This is a genomic window from Acidobacterium sp. FHG110202_01 (assembly GCF_059115305.1).
Map to the genome: position 1 here is coordinate 375,218 of NZ_JBZYWJ010000005.1, position 26,842 is coordinate 402,059.

Sequence of the window (26,842 nt, forward strand, 5' to 3'; positions counted from 1 at the left end):
TTTCCAATGACCGATCAGGACAAATTTGTAGCCATGGTGACAGCGAAGGCCGATGTGAGCCTTCCGCTGAGTGAGTTTCAACCCGTCTCGATGCTCAGGACTCCGGAGCATCATCTGGAGCGGGCGCGCTTTCCTGTCATCGATTACCACAACCATCTCGACGCGCTCGAGCCTCACAATGTGCTGCGCGTAATGGATGCCTGCGGCATCGAGAAGGTCGTCAACATCACCATGAAAACAGGCGATGCTGCGCTTGCCATGATCGATAAATTTCATTCTGCAGCTCCGGACCGCTTTGCCACCATCGGATGGATGGACTGGTCCGGCATCGAGAAGCCTGATTTCGTTTCCGTCACGCTCGACCGGCTGGAGAAGCTCGTCGAGCGCGGCGCACAGGGCATCAAATTCTGGAAAGACCTCGGGCTTGGCGTGCGCGATGCAAACGGCGTGCTGCTGCGCGTCGACGATGAGCGGCTAGCTCCCATCTTCGACAAGGCTGCCGAGCTGGGTATTCCAGTCATGTTTCATACAGCCGATCCTGACGCCTTCTTCCTCCCCATCGATGCGCGCAACGAGCGCTACGAAGAGTTGGCGTCGCATCCTGACTGGGGTTTTCACGGCGCACAATTCTCCAAGCACGAGCTGCTCGACCAGCGCGACCGCGTCATTGCGCGGCATCCGAAAACAACCTTCGTCTGCGCGCATGTGGCAGAAAGCGGTGAGAACCTTGCCCGCGTGACGAAGCTGCTTGAGAGCTACTCCAACGTGTTGATCGATATCAGCGCGCGCGCTTCTGAATTAGGCCGTCAACCTTATTCAGCGCGCGAGCTCTTCCTGCGCTTTGCTGACCGCATTCTGTTCGGTGCCGATCTTCTGCCTGAAGAGTCGATGTACCGGCTCTACTTCCGTTTTCTTGAGACTGCGGATGAGTATTTCGAGTATCCATCACATGCCTCTCGGCAGGGACGCTGGAATATCTACGGCCTGCATCTTCCCGACGATGTGCTGCGCAAGGTGTACCGCGAGAATGCACTGCGATTACTGAAGTAAAGACCTTTCGGCATTCTTCGACTGTGTTCAGTGCAGGCATGGAGCACAGTCTCCTGGCTTTCGATACACTTGATGCTTCATGAACCTCAGCGCAATTCAATCCGCACTGCGTGAGCAGAAGCTCGACGCGTGGCTCTTCTACGACCATCATCACCGCGACCCGATTGCCGGGCGCATTCTCGGTCTTGATCCGCATGCGCATATCACGCGGCGCTGGTATTACATTATCCCTGCACACGGCGAGCCGCACAAGCTGGTGCATCGCATCGAGCAGGGAAGGCTCGACTCGCTGCCCGGCAGGAAGACGCAATATTCTTCGTGGCAGGAGCTGCAGGGCGGGCTCGAGGCGATGCTTGCACCTTACCAGCACATTGCCATGCAGTATTCGCCGCGCAACGCCATCATGTATGTCTCGATGGTGGATGCCGGAACGGTCGAATTCCTGCGCGAGCTGGGTAAGACCATCGTCAGCTCGGCTGATCTGGTGAGCCAGTTCGAGGCCGTGCTTTCTGAGGAGCAGATCGCCAGCCACTACGAGGCGCAGCGCCTGCTCGATGAGATTCTGGCTGAGGGCTTTCGAGCGATTGGCCGCCGCATCTCTTCCGGTGTGACCGAATACGAGATGAAAGCATGGTTCCTCGAAGCGATGGAGCGTGCCGGACTGGTCACCCAGAACGGCCCCAACGTTTCGGTAAATGAAAATTCATCTGATTCTCACTATGATCCGACGGCGGAGCATTCCCGACGTATTCAGAAGGGTGATTTTCTGCTGATCGATATCTGGGCGCGCGTAAACCGCGAGAACAGCTGCTGGTATGACATTACCTGGACCGGCGTTGTGGATCGCGAGCTCTCCGAGCGCGAGCAGCTCGTTTTTACGACGGTAAAGCAGGCGCGCGATGCTGCGATCAATGCCGTAAAAGACGCATTTGCGAAAAGGGAGCCCATCGCCGGTTGGCAGGTTGACGACGCTGCGCGCTCTGTCATTCGCGACGCAGGGTTTGGGCAGTTCTTCACACATCGTACCGGGCACAACATCGCCGCTGAGATCCATGGAAACGGCGCGCATCTTGACAACCTCGAGACGCACGATGAGCGGCGCATCCTCCCCTTCACCTGTTTCTCAGTCGAGCCGGGAATTTACCTGCCGGAGTTCGGCATCCGCAGCGAAGTGAATATGATGACCGGCCGCGACAAGGCCGAAGTCACCGGCAGGATACAACAGGAGCTTATGCGCATCTAAATTCTTGAAGTGCGGCAGGGCTCTTACATTATCTGGTTCGTCGGCGCAGTGGTCTGGTGGGTAGATGCGGCTCTCCAGATCGAATCGGGCACGCGTGGCCACGCGATCTTGGCGATTGTTATCTCCCTGCTCTTTCTGGGGGCTGGGGTATATTTCCGCCGGCAGGCCCTGAGGAAGTAGAGGATTTTCAAAAAACCTTGTCAAGTCCCAAAATGAAAGGAATCCTCGCAACCCCAACAAACCAAAGTAAAAATTCAAAGTAAAAAGTTGGCAGGGTATTTCACTCAAAATTGATAAACTAAAAGTAGAGAAGAAAAAGCCCATCTGCATGGTGGGCTTTTGTCATTCCACTACAGAACTGTCATCCTGAGCGCTGTCCAGAGGGTAATCAAAAAATGATTACCCTCTAAATATATGAAAACACTGTAGTAGTGCACAAGCAATAGAAGAATCAATCACATAGAAGGGGGTAACCCCCTCGTAAGTTATTGAAAACAAATAAAAGCACTGCTACATAGGGGGAGGGGTGGGGGACCCCACTTGACTGCAATTCTGGGACCCGCGCACTCGGGCAAGTGTATGATGACAGCAGTCAGCAGAGGCCATTCCTGGGAAAACCCAACAGTAAGTAGTGAGAGGTAAGACGTGATGCAAAGCGCCCCAGCAGCTTTATCGGGCGATGCGGGCCCTCCCCGGGCAGCAGTGGAGACGCCGGAGTATTCAGTTCATCTTGACGCCATTCGCGGTGCAGCAGCTTCCATTGTTTTCCTCTCGCACATCCGGCTTCTCTTTCTGAGCAAGACCGCCGCCACTCCGCTTCATACGATCGCCTCTACCGCAGTCCGGGGAGGCAGTGAGGTCCGCCATAATCCCGATTACGCCCATCATGCGGTGATGGTCTTTTTTGTGCTCAGTGGGTTTCTCGTAGGCGGCAGCGTGGTTCGGGCCATCCAACGGGGGAACTGGTCCTGGAAGAAATACCTGGTCCATCGCATGGTGCGCCTTTGGATGGTGCTGATACCGGCGCTGTTTCTCGTGCTCGTGCTCGACCGGACGGCGCTCCACTTCTTTGCCGGACAGGAAACGCTCTACTCAGCCCCGGCAAGGCAGGACATTATCCGTCCGCATCTTGAGTCGCGCCTCAATGCGGCCACGTTCCTGGGAAATATGTTTTTTCTTCAGGAGATTCGAGTGACGCCGCTCGGAACCAACCAGCCGCTCTGGAGCTTGGCCAATGAGTTCTGGTATTACCTGGCGTTTCCGCTGGTCGCGCTGATCTTTTTCCGACGTCTGAACCTGCTCAAGACTGCGCTGGCGCTCGGCCTGCTGGGTGGGATGTCCTGGTTTGTTGGAGTAAAGATCTCAATATATTTCGTGATCTGGTTGCTGGGCGTCTTTGCTGCAGTACTGCCATGGAAATTCTCGCCCCGGCTGCGATGGCCGCTGATTGTTGCGGCAGCGGCCGGATTTCTGGGCATCGATGTTCTGACCCGCATTCACGGTCTGACTTTGATCGAAGGCGACATGCTGATCGGAGCAGTGTCCTTCCTGTTGTTCTATGCGATTGCCCAGCTCCGGGACCCATTCCCCGCCGGGCCATATCGCGCCGCCGCCCATTTCATGTCGAAGATCTCCTACAGCCTGTACCTCACCCATGCATCGGTGCTGATCTTCATGAGCGCGCTGCTGGTGGGGACGTGGAAGACTTTGCCGCTGAACGGGCACAACCTGCTGCTTGTGGTCACAGCTGTTGCGACCGCGTTCGGAATTGCCTGCACGGTTCATTTCCTCTTTGAGGCCCGCACAAATCAGGTGAGGGACTATCTTGAGGCAAAGCTCTTGCCTGCTGTGACAGTAGAACTGGCGCCTGAGACAGTGATCGCTGAAGGAGAAGCGCTCAGTCCAGGAGGCTCATAAGAGCTCCGATCTCGCTGAGCGGCAAGGCCTCGTCGACAAAGGTGAATGTCCCTTTTTCCTTGATCTCTCGTGATGCCTGAACGAAGGCGGTGAGAGCGGCACGGCTCAGCGCCGAGCCGAGGCTGATGCGGCGCACGCCCAACGCTGCCAGCTCTGCAATCGAGAACTCTGCGGCTCCTTTCATTCCTGCCAGCACATTCACCGTTTTGCCGATGGTAGCGCAGACAACCCGGATGTCTTCCGCGCGGGTGAGGCCAGGCGCATAAAGGACCTCCGCGCCGGCGGCTTCAAAGGCCTGCAGGCGACGGAGAGTGTCGTTGAGATCAGGCCGGCCATGAAGATAGTTTTCCGCGCGTGCCACCAGCATGAAAGAGAAGGGCAGAGCGCGGGCAGCTTCGACAGCGGCGGCGACGCGCTCGACGGCGTGGTTGAATTCGTAAATGGGATTTGCGGTATCGCCGGTGGCGTCTTCGATCGACCCTCCGACGAGCCCTGCTTCAGCAGCGAGGCGGATGGTTTCGGCGACATCCTCGGGAGCGTGGCCGTATCCGTTCTCAAGATCGGCGGCGACAGGGAGGTGTGTGGCTTCGACGATAGAGTGGGCGTTGGCAAGAGCTTCATCGCGGGAGACGCCAGCGGTTCCATCTCGGCGACCGAGGGTGGCGGCGAGGCCTGCGCTGGTCGTGGAGAGCGCCTCAAAACCGAGAGCTGTGAGAATGCGCGCAGTGCCTGCATCCCACGGATTGGGAATGATGAGCGGCTCAGGGCGGTAGTGGAGCGCGCGGAAGACAGCAGCTTTTTCCGATTGCGTCGACATAGCTACGAGATGAGTGTACAGCCTGTTCTCAATGAACGGCAGTGACGGATTCGCCTTCGGTCTCGATGAGTTTGGTGATGCGTGTTCTTCCTGCAATCAGGATGATGAGTGCAGTCATAGCTGTAGCCGAGAGCAGCGAGACAATTGCGGATGTTCCGAGCAGACCAATGCCGGTGGAGATGATGGAGCCAGTTCCTGCTTGCAGGAAGCCGAGCAGGGCCGAGGCGCTGCCGGCGTCTTTCGAGAAAGGCGCCATGGCGATGGCGGCAGCATTGGGGTAAGTGAGTCCGATAGCAAGCAGGAAAAAGAAGAAGAGGACCAATGTCGCCGGCAGGTCGACGAGGTGGCTTCTGACTCCGGTAAAGAAGATGGCTCCGGTGAAGACCTGAAAGGAGAGAGCGTAGAAGAAGATGCGCTGGCTGGAGAATTTGCGCAGCAGGAGGACATTGAGCTGGTTGCCGCCGATGAAGCCCATGACCAGCACGGCGAAGATGATGCCGAAGGTGCGTGTGCTGACGTGGTAGCTATCCATAAAGATGATGGGCGAGCCGGCGACGAAGGCGAAGAGCCCGGCAAAGGAGAAAGCACCGGCGAGCGCGTAGGTGAGGAATTGCGGTTGCCGGAGGATTGCGAGGAAGCTGCCGAGGATGGGCCGCGGCCTGAGCGAAATGGACTTGTCCGGTATGTGGCCTTCAGGCAACAGCGTTGCGGTCAGGGTCAGGATGAGAAGAGCATTCAATGCCAGCAGGGAGAAGATCCATCGCCATGTGAGCGTGGACATGATGAAACTGCCGATGGTAGGCGCGAGCAGGGGCGAGATTCCGATGATGAGAAACAGCAGCGAGAAAATTCTGGCGCTTTCGCGGGCATGGAAGAAGTCGCGCACCATGGCGATAGCGGCCACCTGTGCGGCGCAGCCGCCCAGAGCCTGGATGAAGCGCAGCGCGATGAATGCATGAATGCTGTGCGCCTGCGCGCAGGCGAATGAGGCGACGATGTAAATGACCAGGCCGACATAGAGCGGACGCTTGCGCCCGAAGCGGTCAAGCAGCGGGCCGTACAGGATTTGTCCCAGGGCAAAACCGATGAAATAGGTCGAGAGCGACAGCGAAATGACAGAGGTGGTTGTGCCGAAGTCGCGGGCGATGCGGGAGAAGGCCGGCAGGTACATGTCGATGGCAAAGGGCGTAACGACACTGAGCAGGCCCAGCAGGGTGATGATCCACGCATGCTTATAGCGAAGTGATGTCATGACTCAGTTGCTTTGCAAAGACGATTCCGGCGAGCACCTGTTGAGGCTGCGCAGGACTTCAGAGCGATGTCGATTGTTGATGAAAGATGAGGAGCTGTTCTTACTTGAATTGTATTAGAGATGCGAGTGCAGGCGGGATTGATTCATGGAAATGCCGCAGCCCCTCTTTGGTGAGAGGCTGCGATGATAATAATTACTGCTGTTGCTGTTGTTGCTGCTGTGGTGGCGGCTGCTGCGGGGCCTGGCCATGCGGCGGCGTCGGCGGTTTCGGGCGACTGATAAGGCGGAAGCCGTCGCGGATGACGTAGAAGTTCTGCTGGGGCAGGTCGGCTTCGAGCAGCTTGCCATCATTCGTGTAAAAGAGCTCGACGGTGATTGCGTTCTGCGTGCTGACGGCGGCGCTCGAGTGGTGCACCATCATGGTCTGGCCGTTATATGCAGCCTTGGTGTCAGCCTGCGGCGAGAACTTTACCGGGACGAGGAAGCCATTTTCCTTGGGGATCAGCACCCATGCATTTGCCGGGTTGCGCGTCGCCACCTGTGTGAGCAGCATGTAGGCTGCAGGATCAAGGTCGGTAAGCAGGATGGTGTTCTGGTTGCGATCAACAGTATTCTGCTGCTTCTGCCCGTTGGCGGAGATATCTAACTGAAATTGATGGCCAGTCGAGTCTGCTTTAGCGTTGAAGCTGACTGCCTTCCCGCTGACGACTCCGCTGAGCTGGGTAGTAATGAGGTTGAGAGCGGTGTCGAGCTTCTGTGTGTTCGAAAAGGCATAGCTAAATTTGTCCAGCGTTATCTTGCCATTCGAGGTGATGACGTAGGTCTTTGGCGTGGTCTGGACGGTGTAGCTGGCTTCACCCAGGTTCTTGCCGTTCTGCTCGATTTTGTAGCTTGCTGTGCCGGGATTGAGTGCGGCAGTCTGCGCAAAGGCCGTGGATGAAAGCACGGCGGCACAGAGAAAAGTTTTCCAAATATTCATTTTGGAGTATTTTCCTCCTGCCTTTATTCAACACAGATTTTAAGCGAAAGTAGCGGGACTGGCCGTCCCGGGCACACGCACGCTTTTGCGCGCCATTCCCGTTTGTGCTTATTGGGTTGCTTTTTCTTTCACTCCCGTTGATCACTTGCCTTTGTGGTGGTGCGACAGCAAGACAGATTCTTCGCTATGCTCAGCGATGACAAATCGAGAACTTATATCGAAATAAAAGCAGCAAAAGAGCAGGGGTAAAGCTTCTGCTCTTTTGCTGATGTGCCCGTCCGGCAAGGACTGCCCGCCGCGCAGGCGCCGCCGGAGGCGTTCTTACTTCTGGGCCTGTTCGAAGCGCTTGTTGATCTCGTCCCAGTTGATGACATTCCACCAGGCGGCAAGGTAGTCCGGGCGGCGGTTCTGGTATTTGAGGTAGTAGGCGTGCTCCCATACATCGTTGCCGAGGATGGGGTAGAAGCCTTGCGAGAGAGGCGAGTCCTGGTTGGGCGTGGTAACAATTTTGAGCTTGCCGCCGTCCCAGATAAGCCAGCCCCAGCCGGAGCCGAACTGCTTGGCTGTGGTCTCGTTGAACTGCTTCTTGAAAGATTCGAATTCGCCGAAGTCCTTCTTGATCTGGTCGGCGATTTTGCCGGTGGGCTCACCCCCGCCTTTCGGCTTCATGATCTGCCAGAACATGGTGTGGTTGGCATGGCCGCCACCGTTGTTGCGCACGACAGTGCGGACATCTTCAGGAACGCTGTTGAGGTTGCGCAGCAGGTCATCTACGGTGTGCTTGGCGAGGTCGGGATGTTTCTCAATGGCTCCGTTGAGATTGGTGACATAAGTCTGGTGATGCTTGTCATGATGGAGCTTCATGGTCGCTTCATCGATGTGAGGTTCGAGAGCGGCATAATCGTATGGTAAGGGTGGAAGTTCATGTGCCAAAGCATTCCTCCTGGTCTGATGTTTCGTTTATGTCTCGGGTGGGAAAGTCTACCCTGTTTTCCGTCCCTAATCATAAGGGATGCAGGAAGTTTGTGTTTAGGTGCGTGCTGGAGCGCGCTCTCGTGCGGACTGGGACGCATCTCCCGGTGCGGGTCCTTCGACTGCGCTCCCTTTCGGTCGCTACGCTCAGAATGACAAACTTTTATGCGCTTAGGGATGGTATCCACAAAGATCAGAGTTTGCGGTACATGACATAAGCATCGACATAGCTGTGTACTGGATGGAGGAAGGCTCCGGGCAGTGTGCCTGCAATGACGAAGCCGAATTTCTGCCAGAGGCGGACGGCGCGATCGTTGGTACTGATAACGATGTTGAATTGCATGGCGCGGAAGCCGCGCTCACGGGCGCGGTCGAGTGAGTGTGTGCACATGGCGCTGGCGATGCCACGGCCTCCGGCGTGAGATGCGGTTATATATCCGCAGTTGGCGACGTGACTACCGCCGCCTTGCTGGTTGGCGCGCAGATAGTAGGTTCCGAGAATTTCTTTTTTACCTTCGCTGTTTTCCTCAGCGACAAAAACTTCTTGATGGGGTGAATACCAGTATTGGAGGGCTTGCTCGCGGGTAAAGTCGCGGGGGAGAGTGTAGGTTTCTCCGGCGCGAATGACAGGTTCAAGAATCTTCCATACTGTATCTGCATCCTTCTGTGTAGAAGGACGAATCGTGATCATGGACATAGGATAGCCATCCGGAACGGCCCAATCGGCATCATCAAAGAGACAACAAGACTCCTGTCATCATAGTCTGGTAGAGATTTTCTGCGTTTGGCTCGCTCACGCATAACTCGTCGCGATCTCCTGCGCAGCGCTGGCGCCTCCGGTGTGCTCGCGCTGGGCACGCCTGCCATTGCCGTGGCGGGAGGATTCCAGAATCAGCCGCAGCCTCCGCAGGTAAAGCCAGGACAGCAGCCACAGACCGAAGAGCAGGCAGCGCAGCAGTACCAGCGCGGCGTGGGCGTCTACATCAATCGGCCGCTCACACAGGTGTCGAAGCAGGCCGATCAGCTACTCGATGATCTTGAAGGGCGCGGCTGCGATTTCTTCTACAACGAAGCTCACCCGAAAACTGGATTAGTGCGTGACCGTGCGCCTGCCTTTGGGAGGTCCCTGGGCCGGGTCGCCAGCATTGCCGCTACAGGCTTCGGGCTGACGGCGATGTGCATCGCAGTGAAACGGAATTATCTGCCGCGGCTGCAGTGTGAGGAGCGAGTAGAGAAGACGCTTGCGTTTCTGCTGGAAGATTGCCCGCATGAGCATGGATTTTTGTATCACTTCATCGATATGGAGAGCGGCCAGCGTATGTTTGGCAGCGAGCTCTCGTCGATTGATACGGCGCTGTTATTGTGCGGTGTGCTGACGTGCCGGCAGTTCTTCGCCGGCAATGCGCGCATTGAAGCGCTGGCGACGACGTTTTACCGGCGCATTGACTGGCAGTGGATGCTGAATGAGGGCACAACGCTTTCCATGGGCTGGCTACCAGACCAGGGATTCCTGAAGCATCGCTGGGATATCTACTCCGAACTGATGACTATGTATCTGCTGGCCATCGGGTCGCCGACACACCCGATTCCGGTGGAAACGTGGAATGCGCTGCAGAGGCCGCTGGTGCAATTTGGCGGCATTGATTACATCAGCGGACTGGCACCTCTCTTTATCCATCAGTACGCACATGCGTGGTGCGATTATCGCGACCAGCGCGACCTGCATACAAATTACTTCACCAATTCAATTGCGGCGACACGCGTGCATCAGCTGTGGTGCATGACGCTGGGCGCGAAGTATCCGTGGATCGATCAGGATCTGTGGGGCATCACGGCATCGGATTCGCGCGAGGGATACCGCGTGTGGGGCGGGCCGCCGGCGATCGGGCCGCTTGATGGGACGGTGGTTCCATGCGCGTGTGCGGGCGCACTGCCATTCATGCCCGCGGAGTGCTCGCATGTGCTGCTGACGATGCGGCAGAAATATGGCGACAAGGTCTGGACGCGGTATGGATTTGTTGATGCCTTCAATCCCAAGGCCAACTGGTATGCGCCGGACATTCTGGGGATTGACCAGGGGATCAGCGTGCTGATGGCGGAGAACCTGCGGACAGGCTTTGTGTGGGAGCAGTTCATGAAGAACCGCGAGATCGCGCACGCGATGCGCGAAGTGCAGTTCCATCCCGATCCCGAGGCGAATTCCCAGGTATTGTGAGCGGGTACAGGGCGGTGCCCATTCAAGCTAAAAAGCCTGAATGGACATCGACAGCGAAAGCCGCAAGTTTTTGCCAGAATCAAACTTTAGCGGTCTTCCTTTTCATGGAAGAACCCTAGTTGTCTTCTTTTTCATCGAATTGGAGTAAAGTGCATATTTCAGCTTTTGGGAGAGGAAAGCCTGACGCATGGCCGAATTGGTGCCGCAATACAGATGGATCGAAGGGGATGGAAATGCTTTTGGGGCGCCGGGGCTTGAGCCTCGATGGACATCGAGCGCCAAGGATACAGTTGGGACGGCTTACTCCTCTTCGAGCCGCGCCTGGTATACGGTTTCGCATGGCATTCTGAACGAGGTTTACTACCCCACGATTGACCGCCCGCAGATTCGCGATATGCAGCTGCTGGTGACGGACGGCGAAACGTTCTTTCACGAAGAGCGGCGTGACATGCGGCACGAGTTCGAGTACATCGATGCCGATTCACTCGCTGTGAGAGTGCGCAATCATGACTATCAAGGCCGCTACACGGTCACGAAAGAGATCATTAACGACCCGCATTATCCTGTAGTGTTGACGCGGGTGAGGATTGAGGGCGACGCGGACCTGCTGCCGCGTCTGAAGGTGTATGCGCTGCTCTCGCCGCACATTGAAGGTGGAGGGATGGGCAATAGCGCGCGCATTGCCGATGTGGCCGGGAAGCGGGTGCTGATTGCGTGGAAGAACCACACATCGCTGGTGCTCTCTTCCGATTGTGGCTTTTCGCGTGCGAGCTGCGGCTACGTGGGCGCGAGCGATGGTTGGCAGGATCTGAAGCAGAATTTTCAGATGGACTGGGAGTTTGGCTCGGCGCTTGACGGAAACATCGCCGTAATGGGTGAGATTGATTGCGGCGCGTTCTTTCCCGGGCGGCAGGATGCTGCGGCACCAGTCGAGTTCACATTAGCGCTTGGTTTTGGCGATGGGCATCATGCAGGGCTTGCCGTAACGATGGGCGCCTTGATGAAGTCTTTTGATGAGCACCTCATGCGGTTCATCGAGCAGTGGCATCGCGCTGCCAGCCCGCGTGAGCTGGCAGCCTCTTCTTGTGACGGCGGACGGCTGATGCAGATCAGCCACAATATTATTCTGGCGCACGAAGACAAGACGTACGGCGGGGCTTTTATTGCTTCGGCTTCAATTCCGTGGGGCTATGCGAAGAGCGATGCGGACCTGGGCGGGTACCACCTGGTGTGGACGCGCGACATGGTCCAGAGCGCATCGGCGCTGTTGGCCTGCGGGCGCGCGGAGACGGCGCGGCGCGCACTGGTGTATCTTGCCTGCACGCAGCGACCGGACGGCAGCTTTGCGCAGAATTTCTGGATTGATGGGACGCCCTACTGGACGGGTGTTCAGCTGGATGAGGTTGCATTTCCGATTATCCTGGCGTGGCGTTTGTGGAAGCTCAACGGGCTGGGGAAGTTTCGTGTGATTCCGTTTGTGGAGCGCGCGGCGGGTTTCCTGGTGCGGTATGCACCAGTGACGCAGCAGGAGCGATGGGAAGAGGCTGCGGGCTACTCGCCTTCCACATTGGCTGCAGTGATCTCCGCGCTGATCTGCGCAGCAGACATCGCGCGTTCGCATGACTCGATTGAGTTGGCGCAGTTTCTTGAGGCCCAGGCAGACTGGATCGAGAGCCATCTGGAAGACTGGACGGTGACGAACGATGGCGTACTGCATCCAGAGGTAAAGCGGCACTACATGCGTATTCGTCCGCCGGAATGCGGAGACCCTTATGCGCATGAGGAATGCGGCGCGGAGTTGGTGCGCATTGCCAACGGCAAGCCGGGTGAGCGAAATGAGTTCGAGGCCCGCGAGATTATCGATGCAGGTTTTCTGGAACTGGTGCGCTATGGCGTGCGGCGCGCGGATGATCCACTGATTGTAGACTCATTAAAAGTCGTGGACCATGTTCTGAAGGCCGATACGCCGCATGGACCGTGCTGGTACCGCTACAACCATGATGGATACGGACAGCGGGACGATGGCGGGCCGTTCCTTGGTTATGGCAAGGGACGTCCGTGGCCGCTGCTTGCCGGCGAGCGGGCGCACTATGAACTGGCGGCAGGACGCGATGTGCGTCCGTTTATTACATCTCTCGAAAAGTTTGCGTCGACGGGCGGAATGCTTCCGGAACAGATATGGGAGGAGCCGGACAGGTACGGGCTTGAATTCGGAGGGCCTGCCGGTGCAGCGATGCCGCTGGTGTGGGCGCATTCGGAGTATCTGAAGCTGCTGCGCTCGGTGACAGACGGGCGGGTATTTGACCGCATCTCCGTGGTGGAGGAGCGGTACGGAAAGAAGAAAAAGAAAAGCCAGTTCGAAATTTTCAAGATGCGACGGCCTGTAAGTCGCATTGAAGCAGGCAAGACACTGCGGATTATTGCGCATGGCCACTTCAAGGTGGTCTGGAGCGCGGATGGATGGCAGACGAATCATCTTACAGGGAGCACAGCGGTTGGTTTTGCCGGGTCGTATGCGGACATTCCAACCAACAAGAAACAGACCGGCGCGATTTCATTTACTCTGTACTGGATAGAGGAAAATCGCTGGGAAGGCCGCAATTTTGAGGTCGTGATTGAGTAAACACGCACCTCGATCGGGTCTCCGGCGAAAGTAGCCTGCTTCTTTTTCCTTACGCATGGCATGGAGTGAGAATGGAAGAGTTGATTCTTGAAACGCCAGCCATCCTAACCGGACAATGAAATGAATTCTTTGGGAGCGTGAATAAGTTATGAGCGAACTCGATCAACTGTCTATCAATGCACTCCGTTTTCTCGCCGTCGATGCTGTAGATAAGGCTAAGAGCGGTCATCCAGGCGCCCCACTGGGCGATGCGCCGATTGGCTACCTGCTCTTCCACAAGTACATGCGGCACAATCCTGCGAATTCGCACTGGTCGAACCGCGACCGCTTCGTGCTCTCGAACGGGCATGCCTCGGCGCTGCTCTACAGCCTGCTGCACCTTTCCGGATACAAGGTCAGCATTGAAGACCTGCAGCAGTTCCGTCAGTGGGGATCGAGCACGCCGGGCCACCCGGAGCGCGGCGATACGGACGGCGTGGAAGTAACGACCGGGCCTCTGGGACAGGGGTTTGCCATGTCGGTGGGCCTGGCGATTGCGGAAAAGCACTTGGCGTCGGTTTACAACAGGCCGGGTTTCGATATCGTCGACCACTACACCTACGGCATCTGTGGCGATGGCGACCTGATGGAAGGCATCTCGCATGAGGCGGCTTCGCTGGCCGGCACGCTGGGACTGGGCAAGCTGATCTTCTTCTACGACGATAACCTGATCTCGCTTGATGGGCCGACAGAGCTTTCGTATACCGAAGATGTGGCCAAGCGCTTTGAGGGTTATCACTGGCATGTGCAGAAGGTTGCCGACGGCAATGATCTGAATGCGATTTCGAAGGCGATCGAGGCGGCAAAGGCGGTGAAGGATAAGCCGTCGCTGATTGCGGTACGGACAGTGATCGGCTACGGCAGCCCGATTGCGGGCACGAACAAGGTCCATGGCGAAGCGTTGAAGCCTGAAGAAGCAGCGGAGACGAAGAAGAACCTGGGCTGGCCTGAGGACAAGTTCTTCTATGTTCCAGATGAGGCGCAGAAGAACTGGGACACGATCAAGGAGCGCGGCGCGCAGTATGAAGCGGAGTGGAACAAGCTCTTTGCCGAATACGAGAAGCAGTTTCCGGAGCTCGCAGCGGAGTTTGAGCGCACGCAGGCCGGCGAGCTGAAAGATGGATGGGAGAAGACGCTGCCCTCCTTCCCGGTAGACAAGCCCGTGGCGACGCGTAATGCCGGCAACGCGGTGATGAACGCTTTTGCCAAGCAGGTGCCGGAGCTGATCGGCGGCGCTGCCGACCTTACCGCTTCGACCAAGACGATCCTGAAGGAAGGCGGCAATTTCCATGTCGATCCGAAGGGCGTAAATATCTGGTTCGGTGTGCGCGAGTTTGGAATGTGCGCCATGGTGAACGGGATGGCCGCGCACGGCGGGCTGATTCCTTATGGTTCGACGTTCTTTGTCTTCTCGGATTACTGCAAGTCGGCTCTGCGCATGGCAGCGATTATGCATGCCCACTCGCTGTTCATCTTTACGCACGATTCGATTGCGCTTGGCGAAGACGGGCCGACACACCAGCCCATTGAGCACCTGATGGCGCTGCGCGCGGTGCCGAAGTTCACGGACTTCCGTCCGGCGGACGCGAACGAGACGGTAGCTGTATGGCGGCTGGCGCTCGAGCGCAAGAGCCCGGCGTTCATGGCACTCTCGCGTCAGGATCTGCCCGTGCTCGATCCGCAAAAGTACGAGATTTACGAAGGTGTAAAACACGGAGCCTACATTGTGGAGAAGGGCGGCGACTCGCCCGATCTGCTGATTGTAGCGACAGGCGCGGAGCTATGGCCTTCGCTCGATGCAGCAGCGGCGCTTAAGAAGGATGGCCTGAACGTGCGCGTTGTCTCAATGCCGAGCTGGAAGATTTTTGAAGAGCAGAGCGAGGAGTATAAGGCCGCGATCTTCCCGGATCATCTGCCGAAGCTGGCAGTCGAAGCGGGCAGCCCGATCGGATGGTGGAAGTACGTTGGCCGCCATGGCGATGTGATCGGACTCGAGCGCTTTGGCGCATCGGCGCCGGGCAAGGTGGCCCTCGAAAAACTGGGCTTTGGCGCGGCCAGCATTGCTGATCGCGGGAAGGCCCTGGTGGAGAAAGCACGCAAGGCCGAAGCTGCGCTGGCGGGGAAGTGAGCCTATGAAGCTGGTAATTGCAGCTGACCATGCGGGCTTTCCCCTGAAGGAAGAAGTTCGCGGGTACCTGGAGCGCCTGGGGCACGAAGTTACAGACCTGGGCGCTTACAACACGGAGCCGTCGGATTATCCGGATTTTGCCGAGGCGGTAGGCAAGGCGCTGGCGGCCGGGCGGGCCGAGCGCGGCATCCTGATTTGCGGCAGCGGCGTGGGCGTGAATGTTGCGGCCAACAAGATGCCGGGGATTCGCGCTTCGATGTGCCATGACACGTATTCGGCGCATCAGGGCGTAGAGCATGATGACATGAACGTGCTGGTGCTGGGCGCGCGCATCATTGGTCCGGCACTGGCCTTCGACCTGGTTTCGGCGTATCTGAATGCGAGGTTCCAGAAGCAGGAAGAGCGTTTTGTACGCAGGCTGAACAAGGTCAAGGCGATTGAAGCGCGGAATATGCCGGAGAGTCACACCGTCAGATAAAGCACTACTGCACACAGGAGCGTCGATGACAACCATCAGTACGATTTTGTGGGATGTTGGCGGAGTCCTGCTGACCAATGGCTGGGACCACGTAGAGCGCGCAGCAGTGCTGACGCACTTCGGAGTGGACCACGACGCCTTTGAGCAGCGACATCCTGAGGCAAATGATGCATGGGAAAAGGGGTTGCTGACCGTCGAAGAATATCTGGCGAAGACGGTCTTTTTCGAGCCGCGCAACTTCACTTCCCACGATTTTCTCGAAGCGATGAAGGCGCAATCAAAAGTACTTGATGACAGCGCGCTTGGAATCCTTGACGATCTTGCGTCATCAGAGTCATTGGTGCTGGGAATGCTTAATAACGAAGCACGCGAACTGAATGACTATCGCATTGTCAATTTCAACCTGACAGATTATTTCGATGTTTTCCTGAGCTCATGCTATATAGGCATGCGTAAGCCGGATGCGCGCATGTTCGAGCTGGCTCTGGATGCGTTGCAGCGTAATCCCGATGAGGTGGCTTTTGTGGATGACAGGTTGGGAAATGTGCAGGTGGCCAACGAGGTGGGCATGCATGGGATCCGCTACCTAGGTGCAGAGAAGTTGAGAGAAGAGTTGACGGCGTTAGGCGTTTTTGAGGTGGGTGTGAGTTAAGCATTTTACTTTCCCATCCGTTCGTAAAAGACGCGAAAGGATGGACACTCTATGGGTCGCATTTAGACAGAGATTTTTCGGAGGAAAGTATGGAACTTGGCATCATCGGATTAGGGAAGATGGGCGGCAATATGGCCGAGCGCCTGCGTGAGGGTGGGCACAAGATTGTAGGCTTTGACTTCAGCGCGGATGCTGTGAAGCATCTATCAGACGTAGGCTCTGTGGGCGTATCGTCACTCGAAGCTCTGGTGAAGAATCTTTCCGCGCCGCGCGCGATCTGGATCATGGTGCCGTCCGGCGACCCCGTGGATGAGACGATTGCGAAGCTCGAACCCCTGATGCAGAAGGGGGATACGTTTATTGACGGCGGAAATTCGAATTACAAGGATTCGCAGCGCCGTCATGCAGCGCTGACCGCCAAGGGTTTCAACTTTGTCGATGTAGGGACATCGGGCGGTGTGTGGGGGCTGAAAGAGGGCTATAGCATGATGGTCGGCGGTGACAAGGAGCCGGTCGAGCGACTGCGCCCGATCTTTGAAACACTTGCTCCGGCAAAGGACAAGGGATGGGGGCACGTGGGGCCCGCCGGCGCCGGGCACTTCGTCAAGATGGTGCACAACGGCATTGAGTACGGCATGATGCAGGCCTACGCGGAAGGCTTCTCGATCATGGGGCACAAGAAGCCCTTGAACCTTGATCTCGCGCAGATTTCCGAAATCTGGCGCTATGGCAGCGTGGTGCGTTCATGGCTGCTGGATCTTACAGCGGAGGCTCTTGCGAAAAATCCATCTCTCGACGGACTGGAGGCCTATGTTGCTGATTCGGGTGAAGGCCGCTGGACTGTGGTTGAGGCAATCGATCTGAATGTCTCGGCGCCTGTGATTACGGAGTCACTCATCCGGCGCATCCGCTCGCGCGAAGACAATAACTTTACCGACCGCATGCTGGCGATTATGCGCAATGCATTTGGCGGACACGCGGTGAAAGCCGACAAGTAGGAGACAGTTATGGCGACGATGGAAGTAAAGATCGCCCCTGAAGACGTACAGGCGGCATCGCGGCGCAGTGAACGGATTCCCGATCCTGGAGTGGTAGTGATCTTCGGCGCATCGGGCGACCTGACCAAACGCAAGCTGCTTCCGGCGCTCTTTCACCTTGAGCAGCAGGGGCTGCTTCCGGCGGAGTTCGCCATAGTGGGCGTAGCGCGCCGTGATTTGAAGAGCACTTTTGCCGCCGATATGAAAGACGGCATCCTGAAGTTCGGAGGTGGCAAAGAGGGCGACAGCAAGATCGATAACTTCATCGATAAGGTTGAATACCAGGCGATGAATTTCGATGATGATGCGGGGTATGTGGAACTGAAGTCGCTTCTTGAAAAGATCGACAAGGAGCGCGGCACACAGGGCAACCGACTTTTCTATCTCGCAGTCGCGCCGGAATATTTTGCCGACATCATCAACCGGCTCGGCGAGCACGGCATGGCGCATCCAGAGAAGGGTTATGCGCGCGTCATTATCGAAAAGCCTTTCGGACACGATCTTGAGTCGGCCAGAGAGCTGAACGATGATGTGAACAAGGTCTTTGATGAAGGGCAGATCTTCCGCATCGACCACTATCTCGGCAAGGAGACGGTGCAGAACATCCTTGTCTTCCGCTTTGCCAACGGCATTTTCGAGCCGATCTGGAACCGCAACTACATCGATCACGTGCAGATCACCGCGGCAGAGAGCATCGGCATTGAAGGCCGCGGGCCATTCTATGAAAAGGCCGGAGCGCTGCGCGACGTAGTCCAGAACCACATGATGGAACTTCTCTCCTTCGTTGCGATGGAGCCACCGGTTTCATTCGAGGCGAATGCGGTGCGCGGCGAGAAGGTGAAGGTATGGCGCGCGATCAAGCCGATCCCGATTGAGAACACGGTGCGCGGCCAGTATGCGCTGGGCACCGTAGACAGCCACCAGGTGCAGGGCTACCGGGAAGAAGACCGCGTCGATCCAAACTCGACGACGGAGACTTTTGCCGCCCTGAAGCTTGAGATTGAGAACTGGCGCTGGGCGGGAGTCCCGTTCTATCTGCGCGCGGGCAAGCGTCTGGCAAAACGCGCGACGGAGATCATGATCCAGTTTAAGCAACCGCCGCTGTTACTTTTTGATCGTTCGGGCAGTGGACCATGCAGTGAGATCCAGCCAAACCTGCTGACCATCCGCATCCAGCCTGATGAGGGTATTTCACTGCGTTTCGGCGCGAAGGCGCCGGGACCGGATACGAACGTCTGCCCGGTGGTGATGGACTTCCAGTATGCGAGCGCGTTCGGCGTGAATTCCGCGAATGGATATGAGCGCCTGTTGCTGGATGGGATGCTGGGCGACCAGACACTCTTTGCGCATCGCGACGGAGTCGAGGCAACCTGGGCGCTGTATACACCGGTGCTGGAGGCCTGGGCGAAGGCGACGCCAAGAGATTTCCCGAACTACACCAGCGGCTCCTGGGGACCGAAGGCGGCCGACGGCCTGCTTGGACGCGACGGGCGCAAGTGGTACAGGATTTGAGCAAATAACTCCGGAAGCCGGATGCATGGCGAGAAAAATCTCAGTCGAATATCGCGTTTATGAAGGGCCGGGTGCTTTAGCGCATGCGGCCGCGGAACATTTCCTTAAAACAGCGCAAGAGGCCGTTACAGAACGCGGACGCGCGCGGATCGCCATTTCCGGAGGCAGTACGCCGAAGCGCACCTTCGAGCTGCTGGCCAGTCCACAGGAAAAATATCTGAAGGCGATGCCGTGGGAGCAGCTGGAACTGTACTGGGTGGATGAGCGCACAGTTCCTCCTACGGATAAAGACAGCAACTACCGGATGACGCGCGAGGCGCTGCTGGAGAAAGTTCCACTGAAGCCGGAGCAGGTCTTTCGTATCGAAGGCGAGCTTGATCCGGAAGAGGCGGCGGCGCGTTATGAATCGCTGATACGCACGCAGTTCCGACTGGAAGGCGCTGAAGTGCCGCGCTTCGATGTAGTACAGCTGGGCATGGGCGATGACGGACACACGGCATCGCTCTTTCCGCACACGGCGGCAATTCATGAACTGGGCCGCATCGTGGTGGCGAATCAGGTTCCGCAGAAGGACACGTGGCGCGTTACGCTTACATGGCCGGTGCTGATTGAAGCGAGCGAGGTCTTCTTCCTGATCGGCGGCAAGGACAAGACCGATCCTCTGCATCGCGTGCTTGAAGGGCCATATGATCCGGAGACGCTGCCGTCGCAGCTGATCCGCCCGAAGAGCGGGAAGCTGCTTCTGCTTCTGGATAAAGATGCGGCGGTGCAGCTGCCCGCGCCTGCTCCGGATGGAACAGGGAAACTGGAGATCGAGCGATGATTCTCGCCGGGGATGTGGGCGGAACCAAAGTCCACTTGGCGTTGTACGGGTTTGAGAATGGCGAGCTGACACATGTGCGCGATGAGAAATTCGCCGCACATCAGTTTGATGGGCTTGAAGCAGTGGTACACGGGTTTCTGGAAAAGAGCGGCAAGCCGGAGGTGACTGCGGCCTGCTTTGGTGTGCCGGGACCTGTGCGTAATGGCAGGCTGAAGCTCACGAACCTTCCCTGGGTGCTGGATTGCGCGGAGTTGTCGAGGAACCTCGATATCCGGCACTTATTTCTCATCAACGATCTTGAAGCCAACGGCTATGGCATTCCCGAGCTGCATCCTGAGCAGATTCTTGTATTAAGTGAAGGCGACGCGAGCGCGGTGGGAAATCGAGGGCTGGTTTCAGCAGGCACAGGACTGGGTGAAGCGATTCTGGTGTGGAATGGGAAGATGCACGTGCCCATGGCATCAGAAGGCGGACACTGCGATTTTTCTCCGCGCAATGATATTGAGATTGAATTGCTGCAGTATCTCCGGCGCGTGTTGAATGGCCGCGTGAGCTTTGAACGTGTGGTGTCCGGACTTGGGCTGCAGAATATCTATGCGTTTCTGCGCGATGAGAAGGGTATCGAGGAGCCTGCGTGGTTGAAGGAGCGGATGCATATCGAAGATCCGAATGCGGTGATCGGCGAGCTGGGCGAAGGCGGCACGAATGAGCTTTGCGCCACAACACTTGATATTTTTGTTTCGGCTTATGGAGCGGAGGCGGGAAATCTTGCGCTGAAGTCTCTGTCTACAGGCGGAATGTACCTGGGCGGCGGCATTGCTCCGAAGATCCTGAAGAAGATGCAGGATGGCGCATTCATGAATGCGTTTACGGACAAGGGACGTCTGAGCGATCTATTGGTACACATGCCGGTGCGCATCATTCTTGAGAGTCGCGCTGCCCTGATGGGTGCTGCAGCATATGCAGAAGCACGAGCGGCGGAGCTCAGCGGCCAATCCGTGCGTGCCGCATCCGTACAGTTTTCCTGAATCTATCGGTATTTTTGCTGCGTCTCTCTTTAGAGAGACCTATATGAAGGCTGCACGTTTCTATTCGAAATACAGTTTACTTGCTGTGATGCTTGCCGCGCTTCTTCTGGCCCCGCGAATCTCTTTTGCTCATGCAGTGCTGGTTGCGTCAACCCCTGTGGCGCATACGTCCGTCAAGGGTCCCGCAATTGCAGTTCACTTGAAGTTCAACTCAAGAATCGATGGGGCACATTCACGGCTCTATCTTGTGTCGCCAGATGGAAAAGTGCAGGCATTAATGCTTGAGCATCAGGATACGCCTGAGGCGCTGATTGCACAGAGTGTGAAGCTGGGTACAGGCCAGTATGTGATTCGTTGGCAGGCACTGGCGGCCGATGGCCACATTACCCGTGGCGAGATTCCTTTTACTGTTCAATAATTTCAGCTTTGATCTGGCTACTGAAAGATTTCGACCTGCTCTCAGTTCTGTTGCGCGCAGCAACACTGGCACTGGAAGCCTTGACCGTCGGCGGTGTGGCGTTTCTTCTCTTCGCGGCATTGCCTGGACGAATGGAGGTTGAGGACGTTGCGCGGTTGCGCCGCACAGCAAGCTGGAGCACTCTTGCTCTTGGCGTCGCGCAGGTTCTTTCCATGTCTATAAGTGCCGCGATCCTTGTGGGCGGCTCCGGATTCACTTTGCACGAAGTTGCTTCGGCTGATTTTTTTCTTCTTGGCAGTTTGCTGGCGTTGAGCGCCATGGTGTTACTTGGGATGCTGCGCGCTTCTTCGCGCGCGACGTTGATTTTCTGCGCTCCTCTTGCAGCGTTGGTAATGACTGCTTCTGTGGGCATGAGCCATGCTGCTGCGCGGCTGGACCATCGCTCTCTTTTGCTGGTGCTTACAGCGTTACATCATATTGGTACCGCCGCATGGATTGGGGCGATGCCCTATCTGCTGATCGCTCTCCGGCACGAGCACGACCAGCAGGCAGCGGCGAGATACACGCGACGGTTTTCTGCAATGGCGGTTGCGAGCGTCCTTATTCTGGTCGTCGGCGGTATCGGGATGGGGCTTCTTTATGTCGGGTCATGGCAGGGTCTCTATGGAACGACCTACGGAATCATGATGGCGGCGAAGGTATATCTGCTGCTGGTGATTCTGGGCCTGGGGGCGGGGAATTTCTTTCTGGCGCGGCAGGTGGAGCGCGCGCCTCGTTCGCTGCTGGTGAGGCTGCGGCGCTTCAGCGAGGCTGAGATTGGGCTGGGGTTCACGGCGATTCTGGCGGCTGCATCGCTCACCTCGCAGCCGCCAGCGGTCGATCTGACACAGGACCGTCTGACCAGGCATGAGATCGTGGAGCGGATGCGGTGGGTTGTTCCACGTATGACGAGCCCCGCTCTGCAGGTTCTTGCGCCGCCTACGCCGATTCAGGTCGCGATGCAGGATTCTTTGTTTACCGGAGGAAGCGCGAGCGATGCTAACGACCGCGCCTGGAGCGAATATAACCACCACTGGGCCGGGCTGATCGTGCTTTGCGCGGGAGCTCTTGCGCTGCTGGCTCGATCGAAACGGGTTAAATTGGCCCAGCATTGGCCGCTGCTGTTTATCGGCCTTGCAATGTTTATTCTTCTGCGCGCTGATCCGGAAAACTGGCCGCTGGGGCCGCGTCCTTTCTGGGCCAGCTTCTCCCAGCCTGATGTACTGCAGCACCGTCTCTATGCGCTGCTGATTACAGCGTTCGCTGTCTTTGAATGGGCGGTGGAAACGGGCCGCGTGACATCGAAAATTGCCTCTTATGTTTTTCCTCTGATGTGCGCTGCCGGCGGCGCGCTGCTGCTGACGCATTCACACGCGCTGGGAAATATCAAGGACGAGATGCTGGCTGAGATGAGCCACACGCCGATTGCTTTGCTGGGCGCGACTGCTGGATGGAGCCGCTGGCTTGAACTGCGGCTGCCGGAGAAGCGCGATTCGAAGATTGCGTCTTACGTGTGGCCGGTATGCCTGGTGCTGGTGGGGCTGGTGCTGCTGGATTATCGCGAATCCTGAACTGTCAACATAGTTTGCGATATGGTGAATACAGTAGTTCTCTCAAAAGGAAGTCTATGCCGCAACATCTCCGTACCCTCGCTGGGGCAGCGAGTCTCGCTCTGGTAGCTCTTCTGTCACAAAATGCAAAAGCGCAGCGTTTACCGCAAACCGTCCATCCGGAACACTACAGCCTGACACTTGCACCTGATCTTAAGAACGCTACGTTCACCGGCAGCGAAAAGATCGATGTGACGATTGTTCAGCCGGTCGACGCGATCACTCTGAATTCCGCAGAGATCAAGTTCCAGAGCGTGAAAACACAGCTTAAAGGGAAGACGCTCGAAGCTGCGGTCACGGAAGACACGGCCAAGCAGCAGGCGACCTTTGATTTCCATCAGAAACTGCCCGCAGGCCGCCTGACGCTGGAGATTGAGTACACGGGCATTCTGAATAACGAGCTGCGCGGCTTCTATCTTTCGAAGACAGCAAAGCGCAATTATGCGGTGACGCAGTTTGAGCCGACGGATGCGCGGCGCGCATTTCCTTCATTTGACGAGCCGGCCTTCAAGGCGACGTATGACGTGAGCCTGGTTGTCGATAAGAGCGATACGGCCATCTCGAATACGAACATCACTTCTGATACGGCAGGACCGGGCGAGGGCAAGCATACGATTCGCTTTGCCACGACTCCGAAGATGTCGACGTATCTGGTTGCGTTTCTTGTCGGGGACTTCCAATGCACGACAGGCGAGAGCGATGGTGTGCCGATTCGCGGCTGTGCTACTCCGGACAAGGTGGAGCTGACGAAGTTTGCGGTTGAGGCTGCGCAATTCGTACTGCACTATTACAACAACTATTTCGGCATCAAGTATCCGATGCCGAAGCTGGACATGATTGCGCTGCCGGATTTTGAAGCCGGCGCGATGGAGAACTTCGGCGCGATCACGTATCGCGAAACGGATTTGCTTCTGGATGAGAAGAACGCATCTGTGGGAGCGAAGAAGAATGTGGGGCTCGTGGTTGCGCATGAGATGGCGCACCAGTGGTTCGGCGATATGGTAACCATGCAGTGGTGGGACAACATCTGGCTGAATGAAGGCTTCGCCAGCTGGATGGAGAACAAGCCTGTGGCGGCGTGGCATCCGGAATGGAAGATTCCGGAGGACGTGGCGGAAGGACTGAACAGCACGCTCAATCTGGATGCGCAGCGCACGACGCGCACGATCCGGGCGAAGGCGGACACGCCGGATGAGATCAATGAGATGTTTGACGGCATCAGCTACGGCAAGGCCGGGGCAGTGCTGCTGATGGTTGAGAATTATCTGGGCGAAGAGACTTTCCGCAAGGGAGTGCACAACTACCTGTCGGCGCACATGTACAGCAATGCGACGGCGGAAGATTTCTGGAATGCGCAGACTGCAACGAGTCACAAGCCGATCGACAAGATCATGGAGAGCTTTGTGGCGCAGCCTGGCGAGCCGATTCTGACGTTCAGCGCGCCGCAGGGAAGCAGCGTTGCCGTGAGCCAGCAGCGTTTTTTCCTGAGTCCCAGCGCGAAAGCCGAGCGCTCGCAGTCATGGACGGTGCCTGTGTGCATGAAGACCACCGGCTCGCAGAGTGATTGTCCAGTGCTGGCTGCAGCGCAGCAGTCGCTCAAGACGCCACAGTCGCAGTTCTTTTTTGCGAATGCGGGAGGCAAGGGCTACTATCGCAGCTCCTATCCAACCGATATTTACGCGAAGATCGTGGATGGCGTTGAGAGCGGGTTGACTCCGGAAGAACGCATCGGCCTGCTGGGTGATGTGTGGGCACAGGTGCGCGCTGACAAGATGACCGTGGGCGATTATCTGAACCTTGCTGCAGCGGTAAAGGATGACACCAGTGCGCCTGTGATTTCCACTGCGTTGAGAGCTGTTACCACGATCGATGGGCAGATTGTGTCGACTGATGACGAACACGAGGCGCTGGCTGCCTGGGTGAGGAAGAACTTCAAGCCGGCGTATGAAAAGGTGGGCAAGCCTGCATCCGGCGACAGTCCGGAAACGAAGGAGCTGCGTGCTGCTTTGTTTGGTGCGCTGGGAACGCTGGGCAAAGACCCGGATGTAATTGCAGAAGCAAAGGAGCTTGCTCAGAAGTATCTCGCAGATCCATCTTCAGTTGAGCCGACACTGGCGCAGACTGCAACTGCCATCGCGGCGAGGAATGGCGATGCTGCGTTCTTCGACCAGCTGCAGAAGACTTATGAGTCGTCTGCAAATCCGCAGATACAGGATGGTGCGCTGCGTCTGCTGGGCGCATTCAAGAATGCTTCGCTTGAGCGCCGCACGCTCGACTATACGGTGTCTGGCAAAGTGAGGAACCAGGATGCTGCGCTCGAATTGCGGGCTATGCTGCAGGACCGTGAAACGCGCGATGCGGCCTGGCAGTACATCCAGCAGAACTGGGACAAGGTGCAGGCGCAGCTGACGACGTCGATGGGCGCTTATCTGGTTGGCGCTACGAGCAGCTTTTGCAGCGCCGATGCGCGTGACCAGGTGGAGAGCTTCTTTGCTGCGCACAAGGTTCCTGCATCGGAGCGGGCTTTGGCGCGGGCGAAGGATCAGATCAATGACTGCATTGAGCTGCGCGGCGCGCAGGGGCCGAAGTTGAAGGAGTGGATTGCTTCGCAGAAGTGATGCTTTGTGGTCTCAGCGGGTACAGAAATAAACTGCAGGTCCTTCCGCTCCGTCTTCGGCTCCGATCGGGATGACATTCATTCTTCATACAAGAATGTTGCTGGTGAAGACGCGGGAGATGCCGCGCAGGGCTTGTTTTTTCGGCAGGGTGCTGTCTTTGTCCGGGAAGAAGATTTCTCCCGTGCGTTGGGTTTGTGCGCGGTAGTACCAGCGGGTGAAGAGGCAGAGGTGGTCGGAGATGGTCTGACTGCCGGCTTTTGATTTTGCTGCTGCCTGGTCGAGTTCGTTCAGTACGGTTTCCAGTCTTTCCTCAAGAACATCACGCGATACGGTCTGCACGGGTGCGACTGTGCTGTCGTCTGCGCCCAGGGGGACGGCCTGCATCGCTGTGGGAGCGACGTAGAGGGAAGTCGATCCAGAGCGCTCGTTGTGGAGTCGCATGCCTTGCACGGAATAGAGCGCTGGGCCAGTGAGCGTTCCGCGAGAGAGAAGAAAGATGGCGACGGAGTCCGGCTCGGCGGCGGGTTGCAGGATAAGCGCGCGCATCCCGGAGAGCTGCTGGACTGCGGGAGATGCGAGGGCGGCAACTGCTTCGACTTTCTGAAGTTTGGTGTGAAGCTGCGCGGCTTTTTCGAAGTCCAGATCGGCGGAAGCGGCGTCGCGTTCGGTTGCCAATTTTTCAATCAGGCTAGCGCCGCGGGTTTCGAGAAAGGCGCGGACGTTCGCTGATTCTTCGGCGTAGCGTTCGTCGGTGCAGCCTTTGAAGCAGGGAGCGAGGCACATCTTCATCTCGGAGTAGATGCAGCCGGGAAATGCGGGGTCGGGGTGCAGCTCTTCATGGCAGCGGCGCAGGAGGAAGAGGTTCAGCATCTCGTCGGCGAATTTTTCTGCTGCGGCGCGCGAGGGGAATGGGCCGAAGAACTGATCAGCGGCTGATTTTGTAATCTTGTTGGTTACATATACGCGCGGGTAATGGTTCTCGAGTGTCATGCGCAGGAAGTGCGGCGAGCGCAGGTGCATGCGCTTCCGCGTTGCTTCTCCGAAGATGCTTACCGATGCCTTGTAGAGCAGGAGAAGCGATTCGAAGTCGGAGCCGGTGAGCGAGTATTCAATGCGCGCGATTTTTTCTGTCAGGCGCAGGCGCTTCGATTGCGTCGGGCGCGCGTCGAGGAAGCGGCTGAGACGGCGGCGGAGATTGGGCGTGCGGCTGATGTAGGGCTCGGCGCGTTCATCGGTGGCGAAGAGCGCGAAGACTCCGGCCTGCGCGGGGACCTGTGACAGCGCGGTTTTGGGGTCTGCCGGGTCGAAGGTGATGGAGTGCGCTAGCATGGATTTATCAAGTTACGGAGTTGCGCGCCTCAGCTGGTAAAAAGCAGGTCCTTCGCTGCGCTC

At 57.2% G+C, this 26,842-nt stretch carries 21 protein-coding genes; 15 read left to right on the forward strand and 6 right to left on the reverse strand.

Annotated features, from left to right (window positions below; translation table 11 throughout):
- Window positions 1-6: 6 nt before the first annotated feature.
- The 3 genes from AC5S16_RS13115 to AC5S16_RS13125 all read left to right on the forward strand — a co-directional run bounded on the left by AC5S16_RS13115 (window position 7) and on the right by AC5S16_RS13125 (window position 4,210).
- Window positions 7-1,050 (forward strand): amidohydrolase family protein, encoded by a 1,044-nt coding sequence (locus AC5S16_RS13115; protein WP_493930521.1) that lies wholly within the window; start codon window positions 7-9, stop codon window positions 1,048-1,050.
- Between the two features lie 79 nt (window positions 1,051-1,129).
- A complete protein-coding gene (locus AC5S16_RS13120; protein ID WP_493930522.1) occupies window positions 1,130-2,293 on the forward strand; it encodes a M24 family metallopeptidase in 1,164 nt (387 codons plus the stop codon).
- Between the two features lie 648 nt (window positions 2,294-2,941).
- A complete protein-coding gene (locus AC5S16_RS13125) occupies window positions 2,942-4,210 on the forward strand; it encodes an acyltransferase family protein (protein ID WP_493930597.1) in 1,269 nt (422 codons plus the stop codon).
- On the opposite strand, the gene AC5S16_RS13130 is transcribed toward AC5S16_RS13125, so the two are convergent.
- From AC5S16_RS13130 to AC5S16_RS13150, 5 genes are all read right to left on the reverse strand, one after another.
- Window positions 4,191-5,027, reverse strand: a complete 837-nt coding sequence (locus AC5S16_RS13130) for an isocitrate lyase/PEP mutase family protein (protein ID WP_493930523.1) — start codon at window positions 5,025-5,027, stop codon at window positions 4,191-4,193. The genes AC5S16_RS13125 and AC5S16_RS13130 overlap by 20 nt on opposite strands.
- 28 nt (window positions 5,028-5,055) lie before the next feature.
- Window positions 5,056-6,279, reverse strand: a complete 1,224-nt coding sequence (locus AC5S16_RS13135) for a multidrug effflux MFS transporter (RefSeq protein WP_493930524.1) — start codon at window positions 6,277-6,279, stop codon at window positions 5,056-5,058.
- 193 nt (window positions 6,280-6,472) lie between these two features.
- Window positions 6,473-7,258 carry a hypothetical protein gene (locus AC5S16_RS13140; protein ID WP_493930525.1) on the reverse strand — a complete coding sequence of 262 codons (786 nt, stop codon included), beginning with the start codon at window positions 7,256-7,258 and terminating at the stop codon, window positions 6,473-6,475.
- 321 nt (window positions 7,259-7,579) lie between these two features.
- On the reverse strand, window positions 7,580-8,191 hold the full coding sequence (locus tag AC5S16_RS13145; protein WP_493930526.1) for a superoxide dismutase: 612 nt from the start codon (window positions 8,189-8,191) through the stop codon (window positions 7,580-7,582).
- 232 nt (window positions 8,192-8,423) lie between these two features.
- The gene (locus tag AC5S16_RS13150) at window positions 8,424-8,921 is read right to left on the reverse strand and encodes a GNAT family N-acetyltransferase (RefSeq protein ID WP_493930527.1); all 498 of its coding nucleotides are present in this window, start codon (window positions 8,919-8,921) and stop codon (window positions 8,424-8,426) included.
- A 93-nt stretch (window positions 8,922-9,014) separates the two neighbouring features.
- Here AC5S16_RS13150 and AC5S16_RS13155 point away from each other — a divergent pair, with 93 nt between their 5' ends.
- The 12 genes from AC5S16_RS13155 to AC5S16_RS13210 all read left to right on the forward strand — a co-directional run bounded on the left by AC5S16_RS13155 (window position 9,015) and on the right by AC5S16_RS13210 (window position 25,450).
- The gene (locus AC5S16_RS13155) at window positions 9,015-10,445 is read left to right on the forward strand and encodes a glucoamylase family protein (protein WP_493930528.1); all 1,431 of its coding nucleotides are present in this window, start codon (window positions 9,015-9,017) and stop codon (window positions 10,443-10,445) included.
- Window positions 10,446-10,632: 187 nt separating this feature from the next.
- A complete protein-coding gene (locus AC5S16_RS13160; protein ID WP_493930529.1) occupies window positions 10,633-13,068 on the forward strand; it encodes a glycoside hydrolase family 15 protein in 2,436 nt (811 codons plus the stop codon).
- Between the two features lie 148 nt (window positions 13,069-13,216).
- A complete protein-coding gene (gene tkt, locus AC5S16_RS13165; RefSeq protein ID WP_493930530.1) occupies window positions 13,217-15,235 on the forward strand; it encodes a transketolase in 2,019 nt (672 codons plus the stop codon).
- Window positions 15,236-15,239: 4 nt separating this feature from the next.
- Window positions 15,240-15,713, forward strand: coding sequence for a ribose 5-phosphate isomerase B (rpiB, locus tag AC5S16_RS13170; RefSeq protein WP_493930531.1), 474 nt, complete (start codon window positions 15,240-15,242; stop codon window positions 15,711-15,713).
- Window positions 15,714-15,738: 25 nt separating this feature from the next.
- Window positions 15,739-16,365 carry an HAD family hydrolase gene (locus AC5S16_RS13175; RefSeq protein WP_493930532.1) on the forward strand — a complete coding sequence of 209 codons (627 nt, stop codon included), beginning with the start codon at window positions 15,739-15,741 and terminating at the stop codon, window positions 16,363-16,365.
- 89 nt (window positions 16,366-16,454) lie between these two features.
- Window positions 16,455-17,363 carry a phosphogluconate dehydrogenase (NAD(+)-dependent, decarboxylating) gene (gnd, locus tag AC5S16_RS13180; RefSeq protein WP_493930533.1) on the forward strand — a complete coding sequence of 303 codons (909 nt, stop codon included), beginning with the start codon at window positions 16,455-16,457 and terminating at the stop codon, window positions 17,361-17,363.
- 9 nt (window positions 17,364-17,372) lie between these two features.
- Window positions 17,373-18,914 carry a glucose-6-phosphate dehydrogenase gene (zwf, locus tag AC5S16_RS13185; protein ID WP_493930534.1) on the forward strand — a complete coding sequence of 514 codons (1,542 nt, stop codon included), beginning with the start codon at window positions 17,373-17,375 and terminating at the stop codon, window positions 18,912-18,914.
- 25 nt (window positions 18,915-18,939) lie between these two features.
- Window positions 18,940-19,737, forward strand: coding sequence for a 6-phosphogluconolactonase (gene pgl / locus AC5S16_RS13190; protein WP_493930535.1), 798 nt, complete (start codon window positions 18,940-18,942; stop codon window positions 19,735-19,737).
- Complete coding sequence (glk, locus tag AC5S16_RS13195; RefSeq protein WP_493930536.1) at window positions 19,734-20,765, forward strand: glucokinase; 1,032 nt, start codon at window positions 19,734-19,736, stop codon at window positions 20,763-20,765. Before pgl ends, glk begins: the two co-directional genes overlap by 4 nt.
- 43 nt (window positions 20,766-20,808) lie before the next feature.
- A complete protein-coding gene (locus AC5S16_RS13200) occupies window positions 20,809-21,183 on the forward strand; it encodes a copper resistance CopC family protein (RefSeq protein WP_493930537.1) in 375 nt (124 codons plus the stop codon).
- A gap of 8 nt (window positions 21,184-21,191) precedes the next feature.
- Window positions 21,192-22,793, forward strand: a complete 1,602-nt coding sequence (locus AC5S16_RS13205) for a copper resistance D family protein (protein ID WP_493930538.1) — start codon at window positions 21,192-21,194, stop codon at window positions 22,791-22,793.
- A gap of 56 nt (window positions 22,794-22,849) precedes the next feature.
- A complete protein-coding gene (locus AC5S16_RS13210; RefSeq protein WP_493930539.1) occupies window positions 22,850-25,450 on the forward strand; it encodes a M1 family metallopeptidase in 2,601 nt (866 codons plus the stop codon).
- Window positions 25,451-25,534: 84 nt separating this feature from the next.
- Here AC5S16_RS13210 and AC5S16_RS13215 read toward each other — a convergent pair whose 3' ends face one another.
- Window positions 25,535-26,779, reverse strand: a complete 1,245-nt coding sequence (locus AC5S16_RS13215; RefSeq protein WP_493930540.1) for a UvrB/UvrC motif-containing protein — start codon at window positions 26,777-26,779, stop codon at window positions 25,535-25,537.
- Window positions 26,780-26,842 lie beyond the last annotated feature (63 nt).